We start from the raw sequence: 23072 nt of genomic DNA, 5'->3' as shown, positions 1-23072 counted from the left end.
AAGGCGGCGGCGAATCGGCAAAGCCTTATGGCGTGCAACCAACACAAATCAATCTGGAGGAAGCGGGTAAAATGTCGCCTTTGGGCCCGTTGCGCGCCCCATCCGAGAGAGAAAGACCACCATGTTGCGACTGAACGAAATCAAGCTCCCCCTCAACCACGAAGAACCGGAGCTGGCCAAAGCCATCCTGGCCCGCCTGAAGATTTCACCGCAGCAGATGCTGGGCTTCACCGTGTATAAACGCAGCTACGACGCGCGCAAGAAGTCGAACATCTCGCTGATCTACTCGGTCGACGTGGAAACCACGGACGATGCCGGCATCCTGGCCAAGCGCGCCGACGACAAGCACCTGATGGTCTCGCCCGACATGGCTTACAAGTTCGTCGCGCATGGCGTCAACGCCGACGGCAAACAGCCGCGCCCGGTGGTCATCGGCATGGGCCCATGCGGCCTGTTCGCCGCCCTGATCCTGGCCCAAATGGGCTTGAAGCCTATCGTCCTCGAACGCGGCAAGACCGTGCGCGAGCGCACCAAGGATACGTTTGGCTTCTGGCGCAAGCGCGTGCTGAACCCTGAATCGAACGTGCAGTTCGGCGAAGGCGGCGCCGGCACCTTCTCGGACGGCAAGCTGTACAGCCAGATCAGCGACCCCAGGCACTATGGCCGCAAGGTGCTGACCGAGTTCGTCAAGTCCGGCGCGCCGGAAGAGATCATTTACGTCAGCAAGCCGCACATCGGCACCTTCCGCCTGGTGAAGATGGTGGAAAACATGCGCGAGGAAATCACCGCCCTGGGCGGCGAAATCCGTTTCGAGCAGCGCGTGACCGACTTTGACATCCGCGAGGAAAACGGCGTGCGCCAGGTGCACGGCCTGCACCTGGCTAGCGGCGAGTACATTGAAACCAACCATGTGGTACTGGCCATCGGCCACAGCTCGCGCGATACCTTCCAGGTCCTATACGAGCGCGGCGTCTACGTGGAAGCCAAGCCGTTCTCGATCGGCTTCCGCGTCGAACACCCGCAATCGCTGATCGACCAGTGCCGCTTCGGCCCGAATGCCGGCCATCCTATCCTGGGCGCGGCCGACTACAAGCTGGTGCACCATGCCAGCAATGGCCGCGCCGTGTATAGCTTCTGCATGTGCCCGGGCGGCACCGTGGTGGCGGCCGCCTCGGAGCCGGGCCGCGTGGTCACCAACGGCATGTCGCAATACTCGCGCGCCGAGCGCAATGCCAACAGCGCCATCGTGGTGTCGATCAGCCCCGAGGAAGACTATCCGGGCCACCCGCTGGCCGGCATCGAACTGCAGCGACGCCTGGAAGAGAAGGCCTATGTGCTGGGCGGTTCCAACTATAATGCGCCGGGCCAGTTGATGGGCGACTTCGTGGCGGGCCGCGCATCGAGTGACGTGGGCGCCGTAGTCCCTTCCTTCAAGCCCGGCATCACCTGGACCGACCTGGCCACCATCCTGCCGGACTACGCCGTGCTCGCGTTGCGCGAAGCCTTCCCGGCCTTCGACAAGCAAGTCAAGGGCTACTTCAAGCACGATGCCGTGCTGACTGGCCTGGAAACCCGCACCTCCTCGCCGATCCGCATCAAGCGCAATAACGACGACCTGCAAAGCCTGAACACGCGCGGTTTATTCCCGGCCGGCGAAGGCGCGGGCTATGCCGGCGGTATCCTGTCGGCCGGTGTGGATGGCATCAAGGTGGCGGAAGCCGTGGCGCTGTCTATGCAGGCGGCGGAGAGGTCCTGACCTCAAACGGCATCTGCAGGTGGAAGCGGCAGCCCTGTCCGGGCTTGCTGTGCACTTCTACTGCTCCGCCCATCTGCTGCATGATGGTGTAGACGATATGCATGCCGAGTCCTGAGCCGCCCTGCCCGCGCTTGGTGGTGAAGAAGGGTTCGTAAATTCTTTCCCTCACTCCAGGGGCCAGCCCCACGCCCTGGTCGATGAAGTCCATCTCGAGCCAGCCGTCGGCCGCGCTGGCGCGAACGGTCACCGTGCCGCCCTGCCCATCCGGGTAGGCGTGGCGCGCGGCATTCATCAGCAGGTTGGACAGCACCTGCGAGAACTTCCCGGGTGGCAGGCGCGGCCGCAGCAGGTGGTCGATCTCCACCTCCACCCTGATGCCGGCCTTGCGTAATTCCGGGCTGTGCGCCGACACCACGCCCTGCACATAATCCTTCAGCGCCAGCGTGCTCACGTGCTCTGTGCCCTGGTCCACTGCCAGTTGCTTGAAGTTGCCGATCAGGGCGGCGGCGCGGTGCAGGTTCTGCTCGATCAGCGCTGCCGCATCGTTCAGGCGCGCGGCCAGGTTGACCAGGTCGGAGCGGCTCACTTTCGGCGCTTGCAATGCCTGCACCAGTTGCGCCGTATAGCTGCTCATGGCCGATGCGGCGGTCAGCGCCACGCCCACCGGTGTGTTCACCTCATGCGCCACGCCGGCCACCAGCGCGCCCAGCGCCGCCAGCTTTTCCTGCTCCACCAGGCTGGCCTGTGCCGCGCGCAGGGCCTCGGTGCGGCGCGAGACCTTTTCCTCCAGCAGGTGCTCGCGGTCCTGGTGCTGCAACTCGGCCGCTGCACGCGCGGCGAAGATCGACAGCAGCGACAGCGCCAGCAAGCGCCTGTTTTCATCAATCGGCTTGGTGTCGACGGCCGACAGGATGCCCAGGGTCTTGCCCTCGGTATCGACCATCGGCATGCCGACGTAGCTTTCCGCCTTCATGTCCACCAGCAGGGTGTCGAGCGGGTAATCCTGCTGGATGCCGCAGCCGTGGAAGCACATGGTCTGGTCGGTCACGTTGTGGCAAGGCGTGTGCTCCAGGCTGTATTCCATATTCGGCAGGAACTCTTCGCCGCCCCACACGGCCAGCGTGCGGATGCCTTCCTGTCCGTCCGGCATGTGGATCACGCGGCCCGCGATCACATAGGTCACGTCCAGCGCCGCCGCAAGGTCGCGCACCAGCACGCGGAAAAACTCCTCGCCGCGCGCACGCGCAGTGGAATCGGTAATCGAGCGCAACGCCGCTTCGGCCAGGGTGCGCGCGTCGTTGGCGTCGAATAATTCCATCACGGGCTCCTAATGGGGTGGGTGGCGCCGGTACAGGTCTTGCAGGTCGTCCTTATGCTGCAACAGCAGGCTGGCCAATGCAGGATCGAAGCGGCTGCCGCTGCCCTCGCGCACCTCGTCCAGCGCATGCTGGAGCGTATGCGCCGGGCGATAGCTGCGCGGGCTCACCATGGCGTCGACGAAGTCGGCCAGCGCGGTGATGCGCGCGGCCAGGCTGATATCGGCCCCCTGCAAGCCTTGCGGGTAGCCCGCGCCGTCCCAGCGCTCATGGTGTTCGTGGGCAATGCGCGCGGCCAGTTGCAGGACCGGCTGCGTCGAAGCGGACAGCATATGCCAGCCGATATCGCTATGGCCCTGCATGCGCGTGCGCTGCGCTGCATCGAGCGGGCCTGGCAGGTTGAGGATATCGTCCGGAATGCCGGCATGGCCGATATCGTGCAGCGGCGCGGCCTGGCGCAACTGGCGCACGGCGTTGTCCGGCATATCGACCGCCGCGCCCAGCATGGCAGCGATCTCGCCCACGCGTTCGACATGGCCGCCTGATGCGGCCGAGCGGCTTTCCAGCGCCTCGCCAAGGATGTGGATGATGGCTTCCTGCGTCGCCTCAAGTTCCTCGCGCGCCAGCAGCCGTTCGTAGGTGATCGCGACATTTGCCGAAAACAGGCCAAGCAGCTCGCGCTCGTCCTCTTCCAGCGGCTCGCTGAAGGACATGTACAGCAGGCTCTCGTTGCCGTCGCGCGTGCGATAGTAGCAGGCATAGTAGAGCGGGCCATCATGGTCTGCCTGCTCGGCCATGCAGCGCAAGAAGGCGTCACGCACCGGCGCCGGCAAATGGTCCAGCGTTTCCTCTAGCGCCAGTTCGGCAAAGGCCGTGGTCACCGCCAGCACCTGCAGGCGTCCCGGCTGGCGCGCCGCGGCGTAGGCGTTCATGCGGCTGGCGCATATGCCCTCCGCCTGCCGCCCCAATAACGCGGAGGCCTGTTCCAGTACCGCGGAACAGAAATGGCGCAGGTTGTCCGAGTCGCAGACATGGGTGATGGCGTCGATCGAGCGCCGCAAGCCAAGGCGGGCCCGCTCCAGACGCATCAGGTCGCGATAGGCGCGCAGGCCGGAATAAAACACGTTGCTGAGCTTGGCGTGCGTCAGCTCGGTCTTTTCGCGGTAATCGTTGATGTCGTAGGTTTTCAACACCAGCGCCTGCGGCGCCTGGCCTGGCTGGCCTGTACGCAATACGATGCGCACGTTGCGGTCGCCCAGCTCTTCGCGGATATAGCGCACCAGCTCCAGGCCGGCGTGCTCGGACTCCATCACGACGTCGAGCAGGATCAGGGCAAACTGTCCGGGCCGCGCCAGGTGCGCACGTGCTTCGCTGCCGGAATAGCAATGGGAGAAATGGACGCGGCGCCCGTCGAACTCGAAGTCCGCCATCACCAGCTCCGTGACCTGGTGTACCGCTTGCTCGTCATCGACGACCAGGATCTCCCATGGCGGGAGGGACGCGGCCGGGGCTGGCGTTTCATCATCGTCGAACAACATTGCGTCATCCACCATGCCCCGCCCCACCAGAGGTTGTTTATTGTAAATTATATACCGTTACAGCCAGCCCACCTTCTTAAAGCGTCGATACAATGCGCCGCAAACAACAGCCATCAGGGTCAGGGCCGCCGGGTAGCCGAAGCGCCAGTCCAGCTCGGGCATGTGCTTGAAATTCATGCCCCACAGGCCGGCGAAGGCGGTCAACACCGCGAAAATTGCAGCCCAGGCCGCCAGCCGCTTGTTGACCTCGCCCTCTTCCAGCGCCACCATCGACAGGTTGACCTGGATCGCGGTGCCGATGGTCTCGCGCATGGTATCGAGGGCAGAGTTGATGCGGAGCAAGTGGTCGTGGACGTCGCGGAAATATTCCTGCGTGTTCCGGCAGACCGCTGGCACGCGGCCGCCGTGCAGCTTGCCAATGGCATCGAGCAAGGGGGCGACGGTGTGGCGCACGGTCATCACCTTGCGCTTGAGTTCGTACAGCCGCTCGATATTGTCCTGCTGCGAACCGCGGATGAAGATGCGCTCTTCGATCTTTTCCAGTTCGACTTCCAGCGTGTCGATGATCGGGAAATAGCGGTCGACCACGGCGTCCATCAGCGCGTACAGCACGAAGCCGGAGCCTTGCTGCAAGAGGTGCGGTTCCCGCTCGGCACGGGCGCGCACGCCGAGGAAGTCCTTGGTGGAATTGGAGCGATTGGACAGGACGTAGTTCGGGCCGACGAAGATATCGACTTCGCCGACATGCAGCTCGTCCTCGCGCAGTTCAAGCATTTTGACCACGACGAACAGGGAGTCGCCGTATTCCTCGATCTTGGGGCGTTGCTGGCCCCGGCCGGCGTCTTCCACCGCCAGTTCGTGCAGGCCGAATTCTTCCTGCATCACTTCGAGTTCCGCGCGGGAAGCGTCGCGCAGGGCGACCCAGACGAAGGCGTCTTGACGCGCCACGTAATCGCTGATGTCCTCGACCGGGATATCAGCCAGCTTGCGCCCATCCTGGTAGGCGACGCAGTTAATTAGCATGCAGGCTCCTCAAATTTCCAAGCCCGCAGCATAGCTTAAAAACCGGCAAACCGGTCGGATGGCCGCCCCGTCCGGCCCATAGGGTCCGAGATCCACGCGCGGCCGCCGCCGACAGGTGTCAGGCACTTGTGCCTGACACCGCCTTACCGGTTTTTAGTCATCCTTGGCGCCGTCGATACCGAGTTCGGCAATCTTGCGCGTGATGGTATTGCGTCCGATGCCGAGGCGGATCGCGGCATCGTTCTTGCGCCCGTGGGTGTACTTCAGCGCCGTGCGGATCAGGGCCGACTCGAACTGGCGTCCCAGCACATCCATCACATCCTGCTGCCCGCTGCTCAGCATCCCAGCCGCCTGCAGCTCGAGCAAACTGAGCCATCCTTCCGGCGATGAAGCCAGCGGCGGCGGCGCCAGCGGCTGCACTGTGCCGTGGTGCTGCGGCATCGCCGTTTCCACTGCGACCGGCGCGGCGGCATGTGTGGCGCTCTCCTGCCCCTGCGTCAGCTCCAGCGGCAAATCCTTCACCTCCACCGTCTGGCCGGGCGCCATGACGGTGATCCAGTTGCACAGGTTCTCCAGCTGGCGCACATTGCCCGGCAACTCAAGCTGCTGCAAGAACGCCAGCGTCGAATCGCTCATGCGCTTGGCTTCCACGCCCAGTTGGCGCGCACTCTGCACCAGGAAGTGGCGCACCAGGATAGGGATATCCTCGCGCCGCTCCCTCAAACTGGGCAAGCGCAGGCGGATCACGTTCAGGCGGTGATACAAGTCTTCACGGAACAAGCCATCGCGCACGCGCTGCTCGAGGTTCTGGTGCGTGGCCGTGATCACGCGCACATTGGCCTTCAGCGGCGAGTGGCCGCCGACGCGGTAGAAGTGCCCGTCCGACAGCACGCGCAGCAAGCGCGTTTGCAGGTCGAACGGCATGTCGCCGATTTCGTCCATGAACAGCGTGCCGCCTTCAGCCTGCTCGAAACGGCCGCGGCGCGTGGTCTGCGCGCCGGTAAACGCGCCGCGCTCGTGACCGAACAATTCGGATTCCAGCAAGTCCTTCGGAATCGCCGCCGTATTGATGGCGATGAAGGGCTGATCGGCGCGCGGGCTGTGCTTGTGCAATGCGCGCGCCACCAGCTCCTTGCCGGTACCGGATTCGCCGGTGATCAGCACCGTCACATTCGATTGCGACAGGCGGCCGATGGCGCGGAAGACTTCCTGCATGGCCGGCGCCTGGCCCAGGATTTCCGGCGTATCGGCCGGTCCGGATTCGATGCTCGACTCGCGCAGGCTTTCGTCCAGCGCGCGGCGGATCAGCTCCACCGCCTTGTCGATATCGAAGGGCTTGGCCAGGTATTCAAAGGCGCCGCCCTGGAAGGCCGCCACGGCGGAATCCAGGTCGGAGAAGGCGGTAATGATGATCACCGGCAGGCCGGGATGGCGCTGCTTCACCAGTTGCAGCAAGTCGAGGCCGGAGTCGCCCGGCATGCGAATGTCCGACACCAGCACCTGCGGCGTCTCATGTTCCAGCGCGGCGACCGCATCGCGCGCATTGGCAAAGCTGCGCGTGGCGAGGTTCTCCCGCGCCAGGGCCTTCTCCAGCACCCAGCGGATCGATTCGTCGTCGTCAACTATCCAGATTGGTTTCATGTATTCCGATCAAGGCAAAGGCAATAAGATTCTGAAGTCCGTTTGACCAGGCCTGCTTTCGCATTCGATAACACCCATGTGCTGTTGCACAAAGGTTTGCGCCAGCGTCAGCCCCAGGCCGCTGCCGCCATCCCTGCCCGACACCAGCGGGTAGAAAATGCGGTCGCGGATCTGGGGCGGGATGCCCGGTCCGTTATCGATGATATGCAAATCTAATGCCAGCTGATAACGCACCTTCGCCAGCGTCATCTGGCGCGCCACGCGGGTGCGGAAAATGATCTCGGCATCGCCCTGCTCGATGCGCGCCGCCAGCGCTTGCGCGGCATTGTGGGCGATGTTCAGGACCGTCTGGATCAACTGCTCCTTGTCGCCGCGGAATTCGGGCAAGGAAGCGTCGTAGTCGCGGCGGATGGTGAGCCCGACCGGGAATTCGGCCAGGATCAGGCTGCGCACCCGCTCCAGCACTTCGTGGATATTGACGTCGCCCACGATGTGCGGCCGGCGGTGCGGCGCCAGCAGGCGGTCCACCAGCGTTTGCAGGCGGTCCGCTTCCTTGATGATGACCTGGGTGTATTCGCGCAGCTGCGTCAGGTGCAGCGGCGGCAGCTCCATTTCCAGCAGCTGCGCGGCGCCGCGGATGCCGCCCAGCGGGTTCTTGATTTCGTGCGCCAGGTTGCGGATCAGCTCCTTGTTGACCTGGCTCTGATCCATCAGGCGCTCTTCGCGGTCCTGCTTCATCTGCTGCACGATCTCGCGCAGCTCGATCATCACGGCGCCATCCGGCTCGTCCAGCGCGCTGGCAATGATGTGCACGTGCAGCGCTTCACGTCCGCTGCGTTCCAGCACCAGCTCTTGCCGTACGTCGGAGAATTTGTGCTCGCGCGCCTGTGCGATGATGTTCTCAAGCTCCAGCGGCACTGCAAACAGCCCGCCCAACGGCTGGCGCGCCAGGGCTTTCAGCGACGACTCCAGCAGGTTTTCGCCGGCGGCATTGAGGTACAGGATATGGCCGCCGCCATCGACGATGACAACGGCCGATGCCAGCAGGTCCAGCCCTGCCAGTTCAGCGGGCCGGATGCTGGCAGGGCTGTCTGGGGTCATTTTATGTTGGCAAGCTCGCGCTTCAGCGCTTCCACGTTCGATTCCGCACGCGCGATGCTGTCCTTCAGGCCAGTTACGCGCTCCTGGTATTTGGCGGCGTTGCGCTCGTCGGCACGGCGCTCAGGCTCGCCGTTGTTGAATTCCTTGCGCAAATCCGCCAGCTTACGGTTTTCGGTGTTGAGCTCATCGGTCAGGATGGCGCGGCGGTCGGCGTCGCGGGCTTTCTGCTCCGAGCTTTCCACGCGCGGGAAGTTGGCTGGCGCCACGGCAGGTGCGGACGGCGTCGAGCCGCGGCGCGCGCCGCCCGGCGCGGGAATGGTGGCGCCCGGCAGGTCCAGCGTCTTGCAATTCTTCCCCTTGCGGGTATCGGTCAGTTCCTTGCGGCCATCGGCATCCACGCAGAGAAAAATTTGCTGCGCCTGCGCTGCGCCACTCACGGCCAGCAACGCCAGCCCATGTAATACGAGAGTGCGAGTGTTCATGCCCCGACTATACAACATCCGAAAAAAAACGCGAGGAAAGCAAGCTGCTGGCCTCGCGTTTTGTTGACTGCCGGTTAATCCCGGCAATCGCGCCCTGATTACAGGGAGTAGTACATGTCGAACTCGACCGGGTGGGTGGTCATGCGCATGCGGGTGACTTCGGTCATCTTCAGTTCGATGTAGGCATCGATCATCGAATCGGTGAACACGCCGCCGCGGGTCAGGAACTCACGGTCCTTGTTCAGGTGATCCAGCGCTTCTTCCAGCGATGCGCAGACGGTTGGGATCAGTGCATCTTCTTCCGGCGGCAGGTGGTACAGGTCTTTGGACGCTGCTTCGCCTGGGTGGATCTTGTTCTGCACGCCGTCCAGGCCAGCCATCATCAATGCAGCGAAGCACAGGTATGGGTTGGCCAGTGGGTCCGGGAAGCGGGTTTCGATACGGCGGCCTTTTGGATTGGCCACGTGTGGGATACGGATCGAAGCCGAACGGTTACGTGCCGAGTAAGCCAGTTTCACCGGTGCTTCGTAGCCTGGCACCAGGCGCTTGTACGAGTTGGTGCCTGGGTTGGTGATCGCGTTCAGTGCCTTGGCGTGCTTGATGATGCCGCCGATGTAGTACAGCGCGAAGTCGGACAGGCCGGCATAGCCGTCGCCAGCGAACAGGTTCTTGCCGTCTTTCCAGATCGACTGGTGCACGTGCATGCCGGAGCCGTTGTCGCCAACGATAGGCTTAGGCATGAAGGTAGCGGTCTTGCCGTAGGAGTGGGCAACGTTCCACACCACGTATTTCAGGTTCTGGGTCCAGTCGGCGCGCTCGACCAGGGTCGAGAACTTGGTGCCGATTTCGTTCTGGCCGGCGCCGGCCACTTCGTGGTGGTGCACTTCGACCGGGATGCCCATCGATTCCAGGATAAGGCACATTTCGGAGCGCATGTCCTGGAAGGAGTCGACCGGAGGCACTGGGAAGTAGCCGCCTTTGACGGTTGGGCGGTGGCCGGAGTTGCCGCCGTCGATGTCCTTGTCGGTCGACCAGGAAGCTTCGTCGGAGTCGATCTTGACCATGGCGCCGGACATGTCGATCTTCCACTTCACGGAGTCGAAGATGAAGAACTCTGGCTCTGGGCCGAAGTAGGCGGTGTCGCCCAGGCCGGAGGATTTCAGGTAGGCTTCAGCGCGCTTGGCAATGGAGCGTGGGTCGCGGTCGTAGCCTTTGCCGTCCGACGGTTCGATCACGTCGCACTGCATGAACAGGGTGGTTTCTTCGAAGAATGGGTCGATGTTGGCGGTCGCAGGATCCGGCAGCAGGATCATGTCGGAAGCTTCAATGCCTTTCCAGCCGGCGATGGAGGAACCGTCGAAAGCGTGGCCCGATTCAAATTTGTCGATGTCGAAATGGGACACAGGCACGGTTACGTGCTGTTCCTTGCCACGGGTATCGGCGAAACGGAAGTCCACGAACTTGACTTCGTGCTCTTGTACCATCTTCAGAACATCTGCGGCGGTCAGTGCCATTACATATCTCCTAAGTGAAAAAACTGCCGCGACCACTTGGGTGCGGCGAACGCTGGTGGTACATTAAGCAGATATCATGCCAGCCAAATCACTACCTACACCCAACAAAAGACGCACCATGCGGGTGCGCCTGCCGATTATCGCACCACTGTGGTGCATTTTTGCACCAATTGAAGCAAATGCATCGTTGTGGTGCAGTCATCATAAAGGAAAAACCATGAGTTCCCATTCCGAAATCCTCGACCGTGCACGCAAACGCGACACTTCCCTGCCCTATGCCGGTGCGGTGACCCCGCAAGAGGCATACGAGCTGCTGAAATGCGACCCGCATGTGCGCCTGGTCGACGTGCGGACCAATGCCGAGCGCGATTGGGTGGGACGGGTGTCGATTCCGGCCGAGCAGCACCATGCGGCGCAGTGGAATGTGTATCCAGGCGGGACGCCCAACCCCGACTTCCTGGGCCAGTTGGCGGCAGCGGTGCCCGGCAAGGACACGGTGATCGTCTTCCTGTGCCGTTCGGGCGTGCGTTCGCGCCATGCGGCCAAGGCAGCGACCGAGGCCGGCTACACCCAGTGTTATGACATCCTGGAAGGCTTTGAAGGCGACAAGGATGCCAACGGCCACCGCAAGACCGTGGGCGGCTGGTGCAAGGCAGGCCTGCCCTGGACGGGCGCGTGAGATTAAAAGGGCATCGGGATAGTGCACTATCCTCGATGCCCATCGTCTCCGGCCTGTGTAACGGCCGGGTATCCGATCCGCGGCTTCTTGGTTAAAGCGCGTAGTTCAAACGGGCGTACACAAAGCGGCCGGAACGTCCGAACGGCGAGTAGTTGGAGAACGGCGCATTGCCGGTGCCATTCAACAGTGCCGGATACGGATCCGGATACTGGTCGAACAGATTTTCCGCTCCCACTGCTGCAGTCAAACGCTGCGTGATCTTGTAGCGCCCTTCCACGTCAACCAAAGTCTTCGGCGTCATCCAGTGATCGCGTGCCGGATTCGCATCCGGTTGCAACACCTTGCCGTAGCGCGTGGCGCGGAAGGTGCCACTCCAGTTGCCCAGCGTATGGTTCATGCTGGCCGTGAACTTGGTCTGCGGCGTGCCATGTTCAAAGGTCAGCACGTTCACGCGGTCAAACAGCGGCGGCGCAGGATTCAGCGCGGCCAATTGCGCAGTCACCGGCACCTTGGTCACTTCGGTCTTGGTGTAATTGCCCGCCAGCGTGAAGTCGAACTTGCCCACGTTGCCTGCATTCCATGGATAGTTGGCCACCACGTCCACGCCGCGCGTCGTGGTGTTCACGCCATTGATGAAGAAGCGTCCACCGCCAATGCCGATGAAGCCTAGCGACGTCAGGTAGTTCCGCACATTGTCCTGCAACAGGTTCTCCGACAGCACAATGCGGTCGCGGATCTTGATCTGGAACGCATCCACCGTCAGGCTGGCCTTGCCCATCTTGCCCACAGCGCCAAGCGAGAAGTTGGTCGACTTCTCGGCATCAAGCGGCTTGGCGCCCAACGCCACGGCAGCCGGATCGCTAGGCTTGAAGGTGGTGATGTCATATGGCACGCCGCCAACGAAGTTGGTCGCCGTGGAGGTAAAGAACTGCTGCTGCGGCGACGGTGCACGGAAACCATTCTGCGCCGAACCGCGCAGCGCAAACGATGGCGAGAAGTTGTAGCGGGCCGCCAGCTTGCCCGACCAGTTGTTGCCGAAGTCGGTGTAATGCTCGCCGCGCACTGCGGCCGATGCCAGCAAGTTCTGTGTCAGGTTCGCTTCCACGTCGACATATACCGAATAGGCCTTGCGGTTGGCATCGGATTCATCGCTCGGACGGAAGCCCGGGAACACTTGCGAACCGGAAGCCGTAGGCCGGGGAGTCTGCGCCGCAGGCGGCGGCAGCGGCGGCAGGGTCGCTCCACCGTTACGCCAGGAATCAGGCTCGCCTGCGTGCAGCGCATAGCCTTCGCGACGCGCTTCCGCACCAACGGCCACGTTGAGCGGCGACGACAGGCCCACTTCGTACTGCCGCACGCCCGACAGGTTGAACGTGAGCTGGTCGTACTTGAAGCCGCCCGCGTCAAATACCGTCTTGGAGGTCGGGCCAAGGGAACGGTTCAGCGTGTTCTCGATGGTGAAGTCCATCCGGTTGTCGCCGTAGGTAAGGGACGTATCCATCTCCCACTCGCCGGCAGTCCAGGTGGCGCCGAAGGCGGCACTGAAGTCCGATACTGCTGGCGCGATGATCGGCAGGAAGCCATTTGGATAGATCTCGATCGTATTATTGTCCTGCAGCGCGCGGCGGAAGAAGCCGCCCGAGCGCGCATCGCGATCCTGGTAGCTGGTCCAGCCATACAGCTTGACGCCGCCGGCCAGGTTGTAGCCCGCATTGGCAAAGAAGGTGCTCTGCGTCATTTCAGGCTCGCCATACCACGCGTTGAAACGGTTGGAGTTCGCTTCGCGCGGATCGAAGGCACCGTTCACCAGCGGATATTGCTGGCGCACGTCCCAGCCCGAGCGCTCGGTATGGTCCTGGCGCTTACGCTCCAGCGCGAGGGTCAGGAAACCGTCTTCACCCAGTTCCATGCCCTTCCACAGGCTGATATTGAGCGTGTTGCCATCCTTGCGCTTGCGCGAATCCTCGACGCCCCAGGTGGCGCCGGCAGGCGGCGTGCCGGGATTGAAGTTGTATTCGGTATCGCGACGGCCATAACTCACGCTGGCTTCGCCGCCAGTGCGGTCGGTACGCAGCCGCACGTTGATCACGCCGGCAATCGCGTCGGAACCGTATTGTGCGGAAGCGCCGTCGCGCAGCACTTCAATCGTCTTCACGATGCCGGCCGGGATGGTGTTCATGTCCACCGCGGCCGAACCGCGGCCGATGGTGCCGTTCAGGTTCACCAGCGATGAAGTGTGGCGGCGCTTGGAGTTGACCAGCACCAGGGTCTGGTCAGGCGCCAGGCCGCGCAGCGTGGCCGGGCGGATGGTGTCGGTGCCGTCGGCCAGGCCGGGGCGCGGGAAATTCAAGGAAGGCAGCGCCACCGACAGCGCTTGCGTTATTTCCGGCACACCGGCGTTCTTGATGCTATCGGCGCTGATGACGTCCACCGGTGCCGTGGTGTCGAGCACCGTGCGGTTGGAAACCCGGGTACCGGTCACCACCACGGTAGCGGTCTCGCCGGCGGGGGCTTCCTGCGCCCACGCGGCGTTAGTGAAAAGTGATGCAACTGCGATTGCCAGAACCTGTTTTTTTGGTGCCATAGCTACCCCTTGTAGTTTAACCAGTTTCACATCCGGCTTATCTTTGAGGTAACTGTGAGCAACTGTCAATTAAGGGTCTCGCGGATACAACACTTTCATGGTGTTTTACGTGTTTGTACGTAGCTTCTGCCGCACGAACTCGATGTGGTTGCGCAAGCCGTAGAACTCATCGGCAAAGGACAGCGGCACGGTCAGGCGGTTGACCCGTTCTTCGATCTGGTCCAGGCGGTGCAGCAGCTCGTCACGCGGCTTGCCCTCGTCGACACCTTGCTCCACCGAGCGCAGCTGCCCGTACCAGCGGTAGACGCGCGAGCGGATGCGCCAGACGTAGATCGGCGGCACGACTTTCGACAGCGGCAGGATCAGGGCGCCGGTAGCCAGTACTACCACCCACAGGCGATCGAACAGGTTGGCCAGCCAGAAGGTCATGTAGCGCTGCAGGAATGGCGGACCATCCTTGTAGAACTTGGCCGCTTCGCGCGCGACCGGAATCTCCGTATAGCGCGGTGAAGGGAACTGGCCCTGCTGCTGGAACCACCCTGCCCCACTGTGGATGCTGCTGGCGGCTTGCACGAACAAGTCGATCAGGGCCGGGTGCAAGTCTTCGCGCGCCACCAGGGTGGCGGTTGGTGCGATCAGGTGGTAGTCGCGAGCCGGCAGGTCGCGCCCCAGGTCGACGATGCCGCGCGGCAGGGTGACGTGGGTCAGGAACGGCAGCCGGCGCGCATAGGCTTCGGCCTGGGTGAAATTGAACAGCTTGATCCCAGGCGTCATCAACAGCATCTGGATCAGCGGGTCGTCCGGCGCCGCGGCAAATACCAGGGCGTCGATGCGGCCTTCCAGCAGTTCTACCGTGGCAGGAGTGTTTTCCAGGTCGCTGGCGATGATGTCGCCGTTGTGGACGCCGTTAATCTGCAGCACCTGGCGGAACAGGCGCGGCACGCCGCTGCCTTCGGGGCCGAGGTTGACCTTCAGTCCTTTGAGGCGGGTCAGGCTGTTGACGGCTTTCTTCTCGCGCATGAAGAGCCATACAGGTTCCGTGAACAGGCTGCCCAGCGAGACCAGGCCGGTGCGTTCGGCTTCGGCTTCGTTGGTGGAGCCGCTTTGCACGAAGGCGATGTCGGTTTCGCCTTTGTTCAGGCGCTGCAGGTTTTCCTGCGAACCCTGGCTTTGCTGGAGGACGACCTTGATGCCGTGCTTGGCCATCGCTTGCGCGTAGCGCTTGCCGATGTTTTCGTAGGCACTGTTTTCCTGGCCGGTGGAGAGCTTGACCACCCGCGGCGGGGTGGGGTCGATGATCCAGTAGGCCAGTGCGCAGGCGCCGGCGATCAGCAGGATGGTGGGGGCGAACGAGACCAGCAGGTCGCGCAGGCTGATGCGGGTGAACTTGGTGATGAGTTTCATGGGCCGCATTTTAACCCGGTAAACCTGGGTCCGACCCAAGGGTCAGACCCGTGCAACGCGGCGGCCGCTGACGGGGTTTGAGGATTTTGACTTTCGACGAAGATCAACGGCGCACAACCGAAACCCTCGGCCAGGAGACCGTAGGGGTCTGACCCTTGGGTCAGACCCAGGTTTACCGGTTTAGCGCGCGCCGCAGGCGTGCAGCGGCGCGGCGGGAGCCGCGGCAGAAGTAGCCGCCACCAGCGCAGCAGTAGCAACCGGCTGTACGCCACCCGGCGCCCCAGCCGCCATCGCGGTCACCACCGGCGCCGCTTTCTGCGCAGTCGGCTCGATCAACGGCATCAGCGAAGGCGCCAGCACCGTCAGCAACTGCACCGGCAGCGCCGAGGTAAAGTCGTAATTCTTCGACTCCGGCCCGTGCACGTAAGCCGTCATCGAGCCAAAGAAGCGCTCCCCGATATTGAATACAAAGGTCGCCGAGCGGTTCACATAGCGCGACTCGATCAGCCGCCCGCCAGCCGCATACACGTCAAAGCGCTGGTCGCCGGTACCGGTCTTGCCGCCCACAGGAATGATCTGTCCGTCCGAGCCGACAAAGGCGGCTTTCACGCGCCGCGCCGTACCATCCGACACCACTTCGCGGATCGCATCGGCCACCGCGCGCGCGACTTCCGGCGTCAGCACCTGCTCATTGCTGCTCGACTTGTTGCGCGCCACCGTGGTCTCGTAAGGCGTGCCTTCCGCAAAATGCAGCGACTCGATGCGCTGCGTGGTCTTGCGCACGCCGCCGTTGACAATGATCCCCATCATCTCTGCCAGTGCGGCCGGACGATCGGCCGATGCGCCCAGCGTGGTCGCATACGATGGCACCAGGGAATCGAAGGGATAGCCCATCTTCTTCCACTGGCGGTGGATGCCCATGAAGGCCTCCATCTCCAGCAGGCCGGCGATGCGCTTGTCCTGCGCGTACTTGTGATGGGTCTTGAACAGCCACTGGTAAACCTCCTGGCGTTCCTTCTCGCTGGCGGCCACCACGTCGGACAACGAAGCCCCTTCGTTCTGGTGCAGGTAAGCCACCAGCCACAATTCCAGCGGGTGCACGGCAGCCAGGTAACCGCGGTCGGCCAGGTTCCATTTGTCCATCGCGTACTGCTCGTACATCTTTGCCAGGCGCTCTTCCGGCACATCGTTCTGCACCTTCAGGTTGTCGTTCACGAACTTGTCGAACTCCGCCAGCGTCGCGTTTGGATATACGGTGCGGTGGATATTCGCCAGGCGCACCGGCGTCGGGCGGATCGTATCGAGCAGGATGGCATCGAGCTCCGACGTCTTCTTGCCCTTGTACTTGGCGTAGAAGCGATACAGGAATTCCTTGCCTTCCTTGTCGGCGAAGCGCGCCAGGTAGGCCGCGCGGCGCGGATCGTCGGAATCGGTCAGCAGGGTCTGCGAGGAGCCCGGCATCTGGAAGGAGTAATACTTGACCACGTCGCGCATCAGGCGCACGAACACCAGGTTGGTGGAACGGCGCAGCGCTTCGCGCACGGTCATGATCTTGAAGTCGTCATCCTTGCTGAAGTTGCCGAAGTAATGCAGGCCGCCGCCGGTGAAGAAGCCCTCGCCAGGATTGGCCGAATACTTGCGCTCCAGCGCCGCCTGCAGCATGTCAGGCAGGTTGCGCTTGTCCTTCGGCGTCATGGTCAGGTACTCGATGCCCCAGGTCGTCAGGCGGTCACGCTGGTCGACGCTGACCTTCTTCAGTTCCGCCAGCTCCATCTGGCCATACTTCTTGTACAGCTGGTCGACGATGTCCATGTAGGTGACAAGGGTGCGCAGCTTGGCGGTGGAGCCCAGGTCCAGCTTGGCGCCTTCGTTGATATCCAGCGGCTGGTCGTAGTTATCGGTCTGCACGCGCAGGTAGTTGGCGTGCTCGCCGCGCTCCAGCAGCGTGAAGCTGTACACCACGTTGGCCGGGTCGCCATTGCCCAGCATGCCCTTGCCGGTCAGGCCTGCCTGCACGGCGGTCTCCGGCTCGCGCAACTGGCGCAGCATGGCGGTGACGGTTTTCTGGGTTTCCGCGTCGAGCGTGGTGTTCACCGACAGGTCGAGGCGGTCCAGGTTGTACATGCGGTTGTCGCCCAGCAGGTTGGCCAGGTGCACGCGCACGGCGTTCGAGGCCTTCTTGGTGACATAGGTCATCGGCGGTGCCGCCTGCACGCCGTTGCCCTTGGCTGGGTGCAGCTTTTCCTTCAGCGCGGCATCGCGCAGCTGCGGCGTGATGATGCCGGCGCTGGCCAGCAGGCGCAGGTGGCTGTTGGCCAGCGTCTCCAGGTCTTCATCGCCCTCGCCCAGGTAGTAGCTCGGGCGGCGCTGTGCGATCAGCAGCGACAGCGCTTCCTTGAAAGCCAGCGGACTGCCCGGCTGGTCCATCTTGCCGCCCAGCAGGCGCCCCACTTCGTCGAACTCGCGGCCGTACCAGACCCACATGCCGTCGCCCACGCCGTTCACTTCACCGTAGCCCGGCTTGGCCGACAGCGGCACGGTATTCAGGTAGTCGACCACGATCTGGCGCCGCACCTTGGTGGTGTCTTCGCCCTGCTGATAGGCGCGCAGCGAGGCGGAAATCATCTGCTGCAGCTTGTCCTTCATCGAGCCCGTGCGGCCCTCCGGCGAATGGCGATACTTCTCGATCTGGGTAGCCAGGGTCGAGCCGCCCGCCGCGCGGTGGCCGCCGGCGCCCACGGCGCTCGCGGTTTTTTCAAGGATGGCCTTGGACAGGCGATCCCATTCGACGGCCGGGTTGCGTTTCGGGTATTTGTTGTCCAGCAGCTCGCGATTCTCGATGAACAGCAGGCTTTGCACCAGCGCGTTCGGCGCCTGCTCGAAGCTGCCGTAAATGCGCTCCGGATAGCTGGCAGTGAACAGCGGCTGTTCGCGGCAGTCGAAGATCGACAGGCCGGTGCGGGTCTTTTCGCGATAGGTCGCGAACACGCCCATGTCGGTCAGCTCCAGCATCTTCGGCGAGAAGCGCGCCTGCGAAGTGACTTCGTAATCGCGCGCCTTCAGCTTGTCCAGGTAATCCGGCAGGTTGGCGTAACCAAGGCGCTCGTCGTATGGACTGTCGTGCGGGAAGCGGATCGACTTGCTCGGCCCCGGCTCCACCTTGTAGGTCAGCTTGCCGACCAGATCGGTGAACACCTTCGCCTGCATCGTCGAGGTGCGGGTCTCGTGATAGCCCCAGAATCCGGCCACGGTCAGCAGCACCAGGATCAGCACAATCAGCGCATTGCGCAAGCGCGGACCCTTCTTCGGTTCAGATGGAGGTGGCAGTGCTGGCTCGGTTGGCGGGCCTGGTTCGAAGGAGCTTGATTCGTGATCTTGTTGGGAAGGCATAGGTACCGAGCGCAAACGCCGCCTGCTGCCGCCATATCCAATTGCTGCCGCGCCGGCGCGCATTTTGCGCACCGCTCGAACGACAACTCGGGGCCGGCGAAAACGACGATTGCTTAACATAGTGTTCAAACCGGACAGTACACGCAGAGTATTTCTGCTTGATTACCATTGCACCACATCGGCGCGCACTGCACGGGGCAACTCGCAAAATATTTAAACTTCGCGTATCAGTTTCGCAAAAAAACAACGGCGCTTCACGCGTTTGTGAGCGCCGTTGCAAGAGCAGTTAACACCCTTTTCACACTGTGGATTCAGGGCTTCGCATACTCCACGTTCAGGGCATCGAGCTCACGGCACATTTGGGAAAATGCAGCCTCGCATTGGGGCGGATCGCCTTTCACGCCAAGCTCGATATGGCGCCTGGTCTTCGCATCGCCCACGCTTGGCAGGCTGAAGACCTTGATGCGCGGCCAGGCTGCTTCCAGGGCCAGCATCAGCGGAGTAAGCGCTGCTTCCGCTGCCTCGTACACTAACACCGATCGCTCTGCGCGAGGCTCACGATTGAACAGGTCGGTGTAGTGCGTGTCGAGCACCCATTCGATCATCGGCCACGCCATCACCGGGAAGCCGGGCACGAAGTAATGTGTTCCATGCGCGAATCCGGCCACGTTGTTATACGGATTTGGAATAAGCCCAGCGCCTTGCGGGAATTCGGCCATTTGCAAGCGCTGCAGATTTTCCGCCGAAGTGAGGTCGGCTACCTCGCCCTTCTCTTCAGCCACCTGGCGCACGCGCTGCTGGATGCTGTCTTTTGCGCCTTCGTGCAACACCAGCGGCAAGCCCAGTGCCGCGGCGGCGGCCTGCCGCGTATGGTCGTCCGGCGTGGCGCCGATGCCGCCGCAGGAGAACACGATATCGCCGCTGGCAAAGGTGCGCTGCAGGGTGGCGGTGATGCGCTCGCGGTCATCGCCCAGGAATTCGGCCCAGGACAATTGCAAGCCGCGTGCCGCCAGCAGCTGCACCACTTTGGGGAAGTGCTGGTCGATTCGTTTGCCGGAAAGGATTTCGTCGCCAATGATGATCAGTCCGATTCGCATAGGCTTTCCTCGAAAGGTTCATGGCGCAATTGCGCCAGCGCTTGCAGGCAATAATACTCAAACCACAGGCCGGTGAAGATGAAAATCACCACATACACCCAGATCGATGCGGCCAGCAGAATCGGGAAGAAGGCAATGGCAGCAGCCGCGCCGCCCACCCACACCAGTGCCGGCAGCGAGCCGGCCAGGCCGGACACCACGCCGATCGACATCAGCTGCCAGCGATGTTCGCGCTGCAGCTTGGACAGTTCTTCCGGGCTGGCATAGTCGGCCAGCGCGTCATAGCTCATCACGCGGCTGGTGAGCCAGCCCCACAGCAGCACGGTGGCCAGGCCAGCCAGCGGCGGGAAGATATACATCGGCAGGATGCACAGCCAGGCCACGACAAAGATGCCGAAGGCGCCCAGCGCCTTGACGACGCCGCCCAGTATCGAACCGCCCTGCTTCTTTTCCAGCTGCGGGAAATGGCGCCCGCCGACGTGACGCACGATGAACGGCATGGCAGCCACGCCGATGAAGATCATGGCCGTCACGATCATCAGCGGCAGCAGAAGCAGCAGCGCAAACAGCGGCACCACGATCGAGCGCAAGCCGCCCAGGCCGATCGATTGCAGCCAGTCGCTGGTGACGCGGTACACCTCGAATTCCACGAAGTGGCCGTGCAGCCAGTCCAGCAGCGGCTGCAGGCCAAGCCAGAGCAGCAATGCCCAAAGGGCGACTGACAAAATGAAAGGAACAATACTCAGCAATAAGATCTTGCCGTGGAACTGGGACAGCAGGGCCCTGCCATAAGCGTGGATTACAGCGCGCATTAACTCGGTTTCTTTCTCAAATATTCAAACATCCGCTTCAGGCCTAGCCATTGCTGGGCCCAGAAGCCGCGGCCGTAATCGCGGCCCGCCAACTGGTCACGCACGCCGGTCGCTTCGAAGCGCGGCGTGAAGTTGGCGGTGCGGAAAATAATGTCCCAGATCGGGAACAGCACGGCGAAATTACAACCACCCAGCGTGCCCTGGCCCTTCGATTCATGGCCGACGCCAATCGCGTGATGCATACGGTGGTAGCGCGGCGACACCAGCAGCCGTTCGCCAATGCGGCCGAAGTGTATACGAACATTGGCGTGTTGCAAGCTTTGTACGATACGGGACAGCGATACGAGGAGCACGTACTGGCTTGGCGGCACGCCGATGGCCAGCGCCAGCACCGCCATAAAGACATCGTGCAGCAAGTCGTCCAGCAAATGATTGCGGTCGTCACTCCACAGGTTCATGTTCTGCTGGCTGTGGTGCAGGCTGTGCAGGCCCCACCACCAGTTGAACTGGTGCTGGGCGCGGTGGAACCAGTAATCGAAAAAGTCCAGCACCAGCAGATAGATGGCGAAGCTGGCCAGCGGGTGCATATTGGTGACCAGGTTTTCCAGGTTGAAGGGCTGCACGCCTTCCATGTGCAAGGCGCCGGAAATGGCGTCCATGACGGGATCGAGCGTAAAGAACAGCAGCAGCGGAATCAGGCCGATGCGCTGCAGCACGGTGTAGATGAAGTCATTCCAGCGCGCGCGCTTGTCGCTGAACTGGTGCACCGGGATGGCCGCTTCCAGCGGGCGCAGCACCAGGTAGATCAGCAGCAGTTCGGCCATGCCGATCAGCAGCCATTCCGTGCCTTCGAAGGCTTCTTCGGTGATGTCGCCCATGCCGGAGTAATAGATCAGCGGCTGGATGGCGTTTTCAAACAGCCAGCCCTGGGCTTGGCCCAGCAGGTCCAGGAAGAATTGAATCATTTGCGGTAATCCGGGTGTTCTCTCAGGGTGGCGAAGCAGAAGCCTTTCTGCTTCAGGCCTTCAATCAAGGGTTCCAGGTTGGCCGGCGCCCATGGGTCCTTGCGCGACCAGATGCCCATGTGGGCCATGAAGATGTCGCCGTCGCGCAGGCCGTCCAGGGCGCGCTTCAGCAATTGCGCATTGGAGGCGCGTTCCACCGGCAGTTCGTCGCCGGAAAAGCCAGCGGGCGTGGCCCATCCCGCATGCTGGTAACCGCAAGCCTTGCCGGCCGCCAGGATGCGCGAGCTGGTCTTGCCGCCGGGAGCGCGCCAGAACGGGTCCAGCGCCTTTCCGGTCAGCTCGTGGAAGCGCTGGTCGACGCGGCGCAACTCCGCGCAGTACTGTTGCGAAGTCCAGTCCTGCACCGTGCCGGCATGGGCGCCGAATTGCGGCTTGACGCTGATCTTGCCGTTGCCGGCGTCGCGCACGTAATAGGTGTGGTCGAAGGTGTGGCTGCCGAAGGCGTGGCCCTCGGCGACGCGGGCGCGCCAGTAGGCTTGCCAGGTCGGGTCCAGACTGTAGTCGCCCTTGACGGTCTTTTCGTTCGCCAGGAAGAAGGTGGCCTTGACGTTTTGCCGCGCCAGGACCGACGCGATCAGGTCGGCCTGCGACTGGCTGCCGGTATCGAAGGTGAGGTAGATCGTGCCGCGGCATGCCGGCGCGGGCGCCTGCGCGGCGGTCGACGCGCCGGCGGCCGCCGCAGCGGCCAGTCCCAGCACGCATGCCTGCCACCGCATTACATCCTCGCTGACGAGTTGGCGAAGAAGACGCCGTGCGGCGAGCGGCCGACCGGGATCATCTTGACGACCTTCTTCTGCTGCAGGTCGATCACTGCCACTTTTTTAATCCAGCGCAGCGTGGCCCACATGTACTTCTTGTCGGCCGTGATTTCCATGCAATCGGGGCCGCCTGGCACGTCGATGGTACCGACGTTCTCCAGCGTCTTCTGGTCGATGATGTTGATGGTATTCGACACCCGGTTCGACACATAGGTGTAGCGGCCATCACCCAGGGCGCGGAAGTTGTGGGTGCCGGCGCCGGCCTTGATGCGCTTGACGGTCTGGCGGGTGCGCCAGTCGATCACTTCGACGTAGTCGCTGCCCATGATCCCGACCAGCAGGTATTTATCGTCCGGCGTCATGGCGATACCCGCCGGCAGCTTGCCGACCGGGATAGTCCACAGCACGTTTTGCGTCTTCAGGTCGACCGCGCTGACCTGGTCGCTGCCCTGCTGGGTGACGAAGGCCGTGGTGCTTTTAGCATCGAAGGCGATATGGCTGGGCAGCTTGGGCAGCGGAATCCGCTTGGCCAGGGTCATTTCCTTGCCGTTATACGAATAGACATCGAGCCGGTGCAAGCGCAGCGAAGTCGCGACGAACCATTTCTGGTCCGGCGAAAAGCCGATCTGGTATGGATCGAGGATATCCTTGACGTGGCGCTGCACCTGGCCTGTCACCGGATCCAGGAAGACCAGCTCATTGCCCACGGCGCTGGCGACGATCAGCGACTTGTTATCGGGCGTGGCCATCAGGTGGTGGGGCTCTTTCCCCACAGGGAAGGTCTGCAGGCTCTTGTAGCTTACCTGGTCCAGCAACTGGACCGTGGCATCGCGCGAATTGAGCACGACGACGACGTTTGCCTGGACAGGCTGCACGCCTGCCAGCAAACCACATAAAACTGCTGCGCTACGGATACTGCGGAACATGAAAACTCGCTTATTGGTTAAGCCAA

The 23072-nt window shown here is 62.7% G+C and carries 17 protein-coding genes; 2 read left to right on the top strand and 15 right to left on the bottom strand.

Features of this window, described 5'->3' with window-relative positions:
• Window positions 1-121: 121 nt before the first annotated feature.
• Window positions 122-1756 carry an NAD(P)/FAD-dependent oxidoreductase gene (locus tag ACN9MZ_RS08150; RefSeq protein WP_426341687.1) on the top strand — a complete coding sequence of 545 codons (1635 nt, stop codon included), beginning with the start codon at window positions 122-124 and terminating at the stop codon, window positions 1754-1756.
• Here ACN9MZ_RS08150 and ACN9MZ_RS08145 read toward each other — a convergent pair.
• The 7 genes from ACN9MZ_RS08145 to glnA all read right to left on the bottom strand — a co-directional run bounded on the left by ACN9MZ_RS08145 (window position 1731) and on the right by glnA (window position 10371).
• Entirely contained in the window at window positions 1731-3074 is a 1344-nt protein-coding gene (locus ACN9MZ_RS08145) for a sensor histidine kinase (protein WP_426341686.1), read from the bottom strand. The two genes, ACN9MZ_RS08150 and ACN9MZ_RS08145, sit on opposite strands and share 26 nt — an antisense overlap.
• A gap of 9 nt (window positions 3075-3083) precedes the next feature.
• Complete coding sequence (locus ACN9MZ_RS08140) at window positions 3084-4610, bottom strand: HD domain-containing phosphohydrolase (protein WP_426341685.1); 1527 nt, start codon at window positions 4608-4610, stop codon at window positions 3084-3086.
• Between the two features lie 57 nt (window positions 4611-4667).
• Entirely contained in the window at window positions 4668-5633 is a 966-nt protein-coding gene (gene corA, locus ACN9MZ_RS08135; protein WP_426169749.1) for a magnesium/cobalt transporter CorA, read from the bottom strand.
• Window positions 5634-5786: 153 nt separating this feature from the next.
• Window positions 5787-7274 (bottom strand): nitrogen regulation protein NR(I), encoded by a 1488-nt coding sequence (gene ntrC, locus ACN9MZ_RS08130; RefSeq protein WP_426341684.1) that lies wholly within the window; start codon window positions 7272-7274, stop codon window positions 5787-5789.
• Window positions 7275-7283: 9 nt separating this feature from the next.
• Window positions 7284-8375, bottom strand: coding sequence for a nitrogen regulation protein NR(II) (gene glnL, locus ACN9MZ_RS08125; protein ID WP_426341683.1), 1092 nt, complete (start codon window positions 8373-8375; stop codon window positions 7284-7286).
• Window positions 8372-8857 (bottom strand): DUF4124 domain-containing protein, encoded by a 486-nt coding sequence (locus ACN9MZ_RS08120; protein ID WP_426321736.1) that lies wholly within the window; start codon window positions 8855-8857, stop codon window positions 8372-8374. The genes glnL and ACN9MZ_RS08120 overlap by 4 nt, the downstream gene beginning before the upstream one ends.
• 98 nt (window positions 8858-8955) lie before the next feature.
• Window positions 8956-10371, bottom strand: coding sequence for a type I glutamate--ammonia ligase (glnA, locus tag ACN9MZ_RS08115; RefSeq protein ID WP_426341682.1), 1416 nt, complete (start codon window positions 10369-10371; stop codon window positions 8956-8958).
• A gap of 217 nt (window positions 10372-10588) precedes the next feature.
• On the opposite strand from glnA, the gene ACN9MZ_RS08110 reads away from it, so the two are divergent.
• Window positions 10589-11050 (top strand): rhodanese-like domain-containing protein, encoded by a 462-nt coding sequence (locus ACN9MZ_RS08110; protein ID WP_426341681.1) that lies wholly within the window; start codon window positions 10589-10591, stop codon window positions 11048-11050.
• A 91-nt stretch (window positions 11051-11141) separates the two neighbouring features.
• Here the strand turns inward: ACN9MZ_RS08110 and ACN9MZ_RS08105 are convergent, their stop codons facing one another.
• From ACN9MZ_RS08105 to ACN9MZ_RS08070, 8 genes are all read right to left on the bottom strand, one after another.
• A complete protein-coding gene (locus ACN9MZ_RS08105) occupies window positions 11142-13634 on the bottom strand; it encodes a TonB-dependent receptor plug domain-containing protein (RefSeq protein ID WP_426341680.1) in 2493 nt (830 codons plus the stop codon).
• A gap of 105 nt (window positions 13635-13739) precedes the next feature.
• Window positions 13740-15038: a TAXI family TRAP transporter solute-binding subunit gene (locus ACN9MZ_RS08100; protein ID WP_426341679.1), complete on the bottom strand. Its 1299-nt coding sequence runs from the start codon at window positions 15036-15038 to the stop codon at window positions 13740-13742.
• 180 nt (window positions 15039-15218) lie between these two features.
• Window positions 15219-18428 carry a transglycosylase domain-containing protein gene (locus ACN9MZ_RS08095; protein WP_426341678.1) on the bottom strand — a complete coding sequence of 1070 codons (3210 nt, stop codon included), beginning with the start codon at window positions 18426-18428 and terminating at the stop codon, window positions 15219-15221.
• Window positions 18429-18739: 311 nt separating this feature from the next.
• Window positions 18740-19525, bottom strand: a complete 786-nt coding sequence (locus tag ACN9MZ_RS08090; protein WP_426341677.1) for a competence/damage-inducible protein A — start codon at window positions 19523-19525, stop codon at window positions 18740-18742.
• Window positions 19510-20337, bottom strand: coding sequence for an EI24 domain-containing protein (locus ACN9MZ_RS08085; protein WP_426169726.1), 828 nt, complete (start codon window positions 20335-20337; stop codon window positions 19510-19512). The genes ACN9MZ_RS08090 and ACN9MZ_RS08085 overlap by 16 nt, the downstream gene beginning before the upstream one ends.
• Entirely contained in the window at window positions 20337-21302 is a 966-nt protein-coding gene (locus ACN9MZ_RS08080) for a sterol desaturase family protein (protein WP_426341676.1), read from the bottom strand. Before ACN9MZ_RS08080 ends, ACN9MZ_RS08085 begins: the two co-directional genes overlap by 1 nt.
• Entirely contained in the window at window positions 21299-22078 is a 780-nt protein-coding gene (locus ACN9MZ_RS08075) for a polysaccharide deacetylase family protein (RefSeq protein WP_426341675.1), read from the bottom strand. Before ACN9MZ_RS08075 ends, ACN9MZ_RS08080 begins: the two co-directional genes overlap by 4 nt.
• Complete coding sequence (locus tag ACN9MZ_RS08070; protein ID WP_426169718.1) at window positions 22078-23046, bottom strand: cytochrome D1 domain-containing protein; 969 nt, start codon at window positions 23044-23046, stop codon at window positions 22078-22080. The genes ACN9MZ_RS08075 and ACN9MZ_RS08070 overlap by 1 nt, the downstream gene beginning before the upstream one ends.
• Window positions 23047-23072 lie beyond the last annotated feature (26 nt).

The organism is Pseudoduganella sp. S-14, assembly GCF_049913285.1.
Taxonomy (GTDB): Bacteria; Pseudomonadota; Gammaproteobacteria; order Burkholderiales; family Burkholderiaceae_D; genus Rugamonas.
This window is presented reverse-complemented; position numbering and strand designations above follow the sequence as displayed.

Bases quoted from the DNA above. Each gene is read 5' to 3' on its own strand.
- ACN9MZ_RS08150 (WP_426341687.1), top strand. From the start codon at position 122: ATGTTGCGACTGAACGAAATCAAGCTCCCCCTCAACCACGAAGAACCG.
- ACN9MZ_RS08145 (WP_426341686.1), bottom strand. From the start codon at position 3,074: ATGGAATTATTCGACGCCAACGACGCGCGCACCCTGGCCGAAGCGGCG.
- ACN9MZ_RS08140 (WP_426341685.1), bottom strand. From the start codon at position 4,610: ATGTTGTTCGACGATGATGAAACGCCAGCCCCGGCCGCGTCCCTCCCG.
- corA (WP_426169749.1), bottom strand. From the start codon at position 5,633: ATGCTAATTAACTGCGTCGCCTACCAGGATGGGCGCAAGCTGGCTGAT.
- ntrC (WP_426341684.1), bottom strand. From the start codon at position 7,274: ATGAAACCAATCTGGATAGTTGACGACGACGAATCGATCCGCTGGGTG.
- glnL (WP_426341683.1), bottom strand. From the start codon at position 8,375: ATGACCCCAGACAGCCCTGCCAGCATCCGGCCCGCTGAACTGGCAGGG.
- ACN9MZ_RS08120 (WP_426321736.1), bottom strand. From the start codon at position 8,857: ATGAACACTCGCACTCTCGTATTACATGGGCTGGCGTTGCTGGCCGTG.
- glnA (WP_426341682.1), bottom strand. From the start codon at position 10,371: ATGGCACTGACCGCCGCAGATGTTCTGAAGATGGTACAAGAGCACGAA.
- ACN9MZ_RS08110 (WP_426341681.1), top strand. From the start codon at position 10,589: ATGAGTTCCCATTCCGAAATCCTCGACCGTGCACGCAAACGCGACACT.
- ACN9MZ_RS08105 (WP_426341680.1), bottom strand. From the start codon at position 13,634: ATGGCACCAAAAAAACAGGTTCTGGCAATCGCAGTTGCATCACTTTTC.
- ACN9MZ_RS08100 (WP_426341679.1), bottom strand. From the start codon at position 15,038: ATGAAACTCATCACCAAGTTCACCCGCATCAGCCTGCGCGACCTGCTG.
- ACN9MZ_RS08095 (WP_426341678.1), bottom strand. From the start codon at position 18,428: ATGCCTTCCCAACAAGATCACGAATCAAGCTCCTTCGAACCAGGCCCG.
- ACN9MZ_RS08090 (WP_426341677.1), bottom strand. From the start codon at position 19,525: ATGCGAATCGGACTGATCATCATTGGCGACGAAATCCTTTCCGGCAAA.
- ACN9MZ_RS08085 (WP_426169726.1), bottom strand. From the start codon at position 20,337: ATGCGCGCTGTAATCCACGCTTATGGCAGGGCCCTGCTGTCCCAGTTC.
- ACN9MZ_RS08080 (WP_426341676.1), bottom strand. From the start codon at position 21,302: ATGATTCAATTCTTCCTGGACCTGCTGGGCCAAGCCCAGGGCTGGCTG.
- ACN9MZ_RS08075 (WP_426341675.1), bottom strand. From the start codon at position 22,078: ATGCGGTGGCAGGCATGCGTGCTGGGACTGGCCGCTGCGGCGGCCGCC.
- ACN9MZ_RS08070 (WP_426169718.1), bottom strand. From the start codon at position 23,046: ATGTTCCGCAGTATCCGTAGCGCAGCAGTTTTATGTGGTTTGCTGGCA.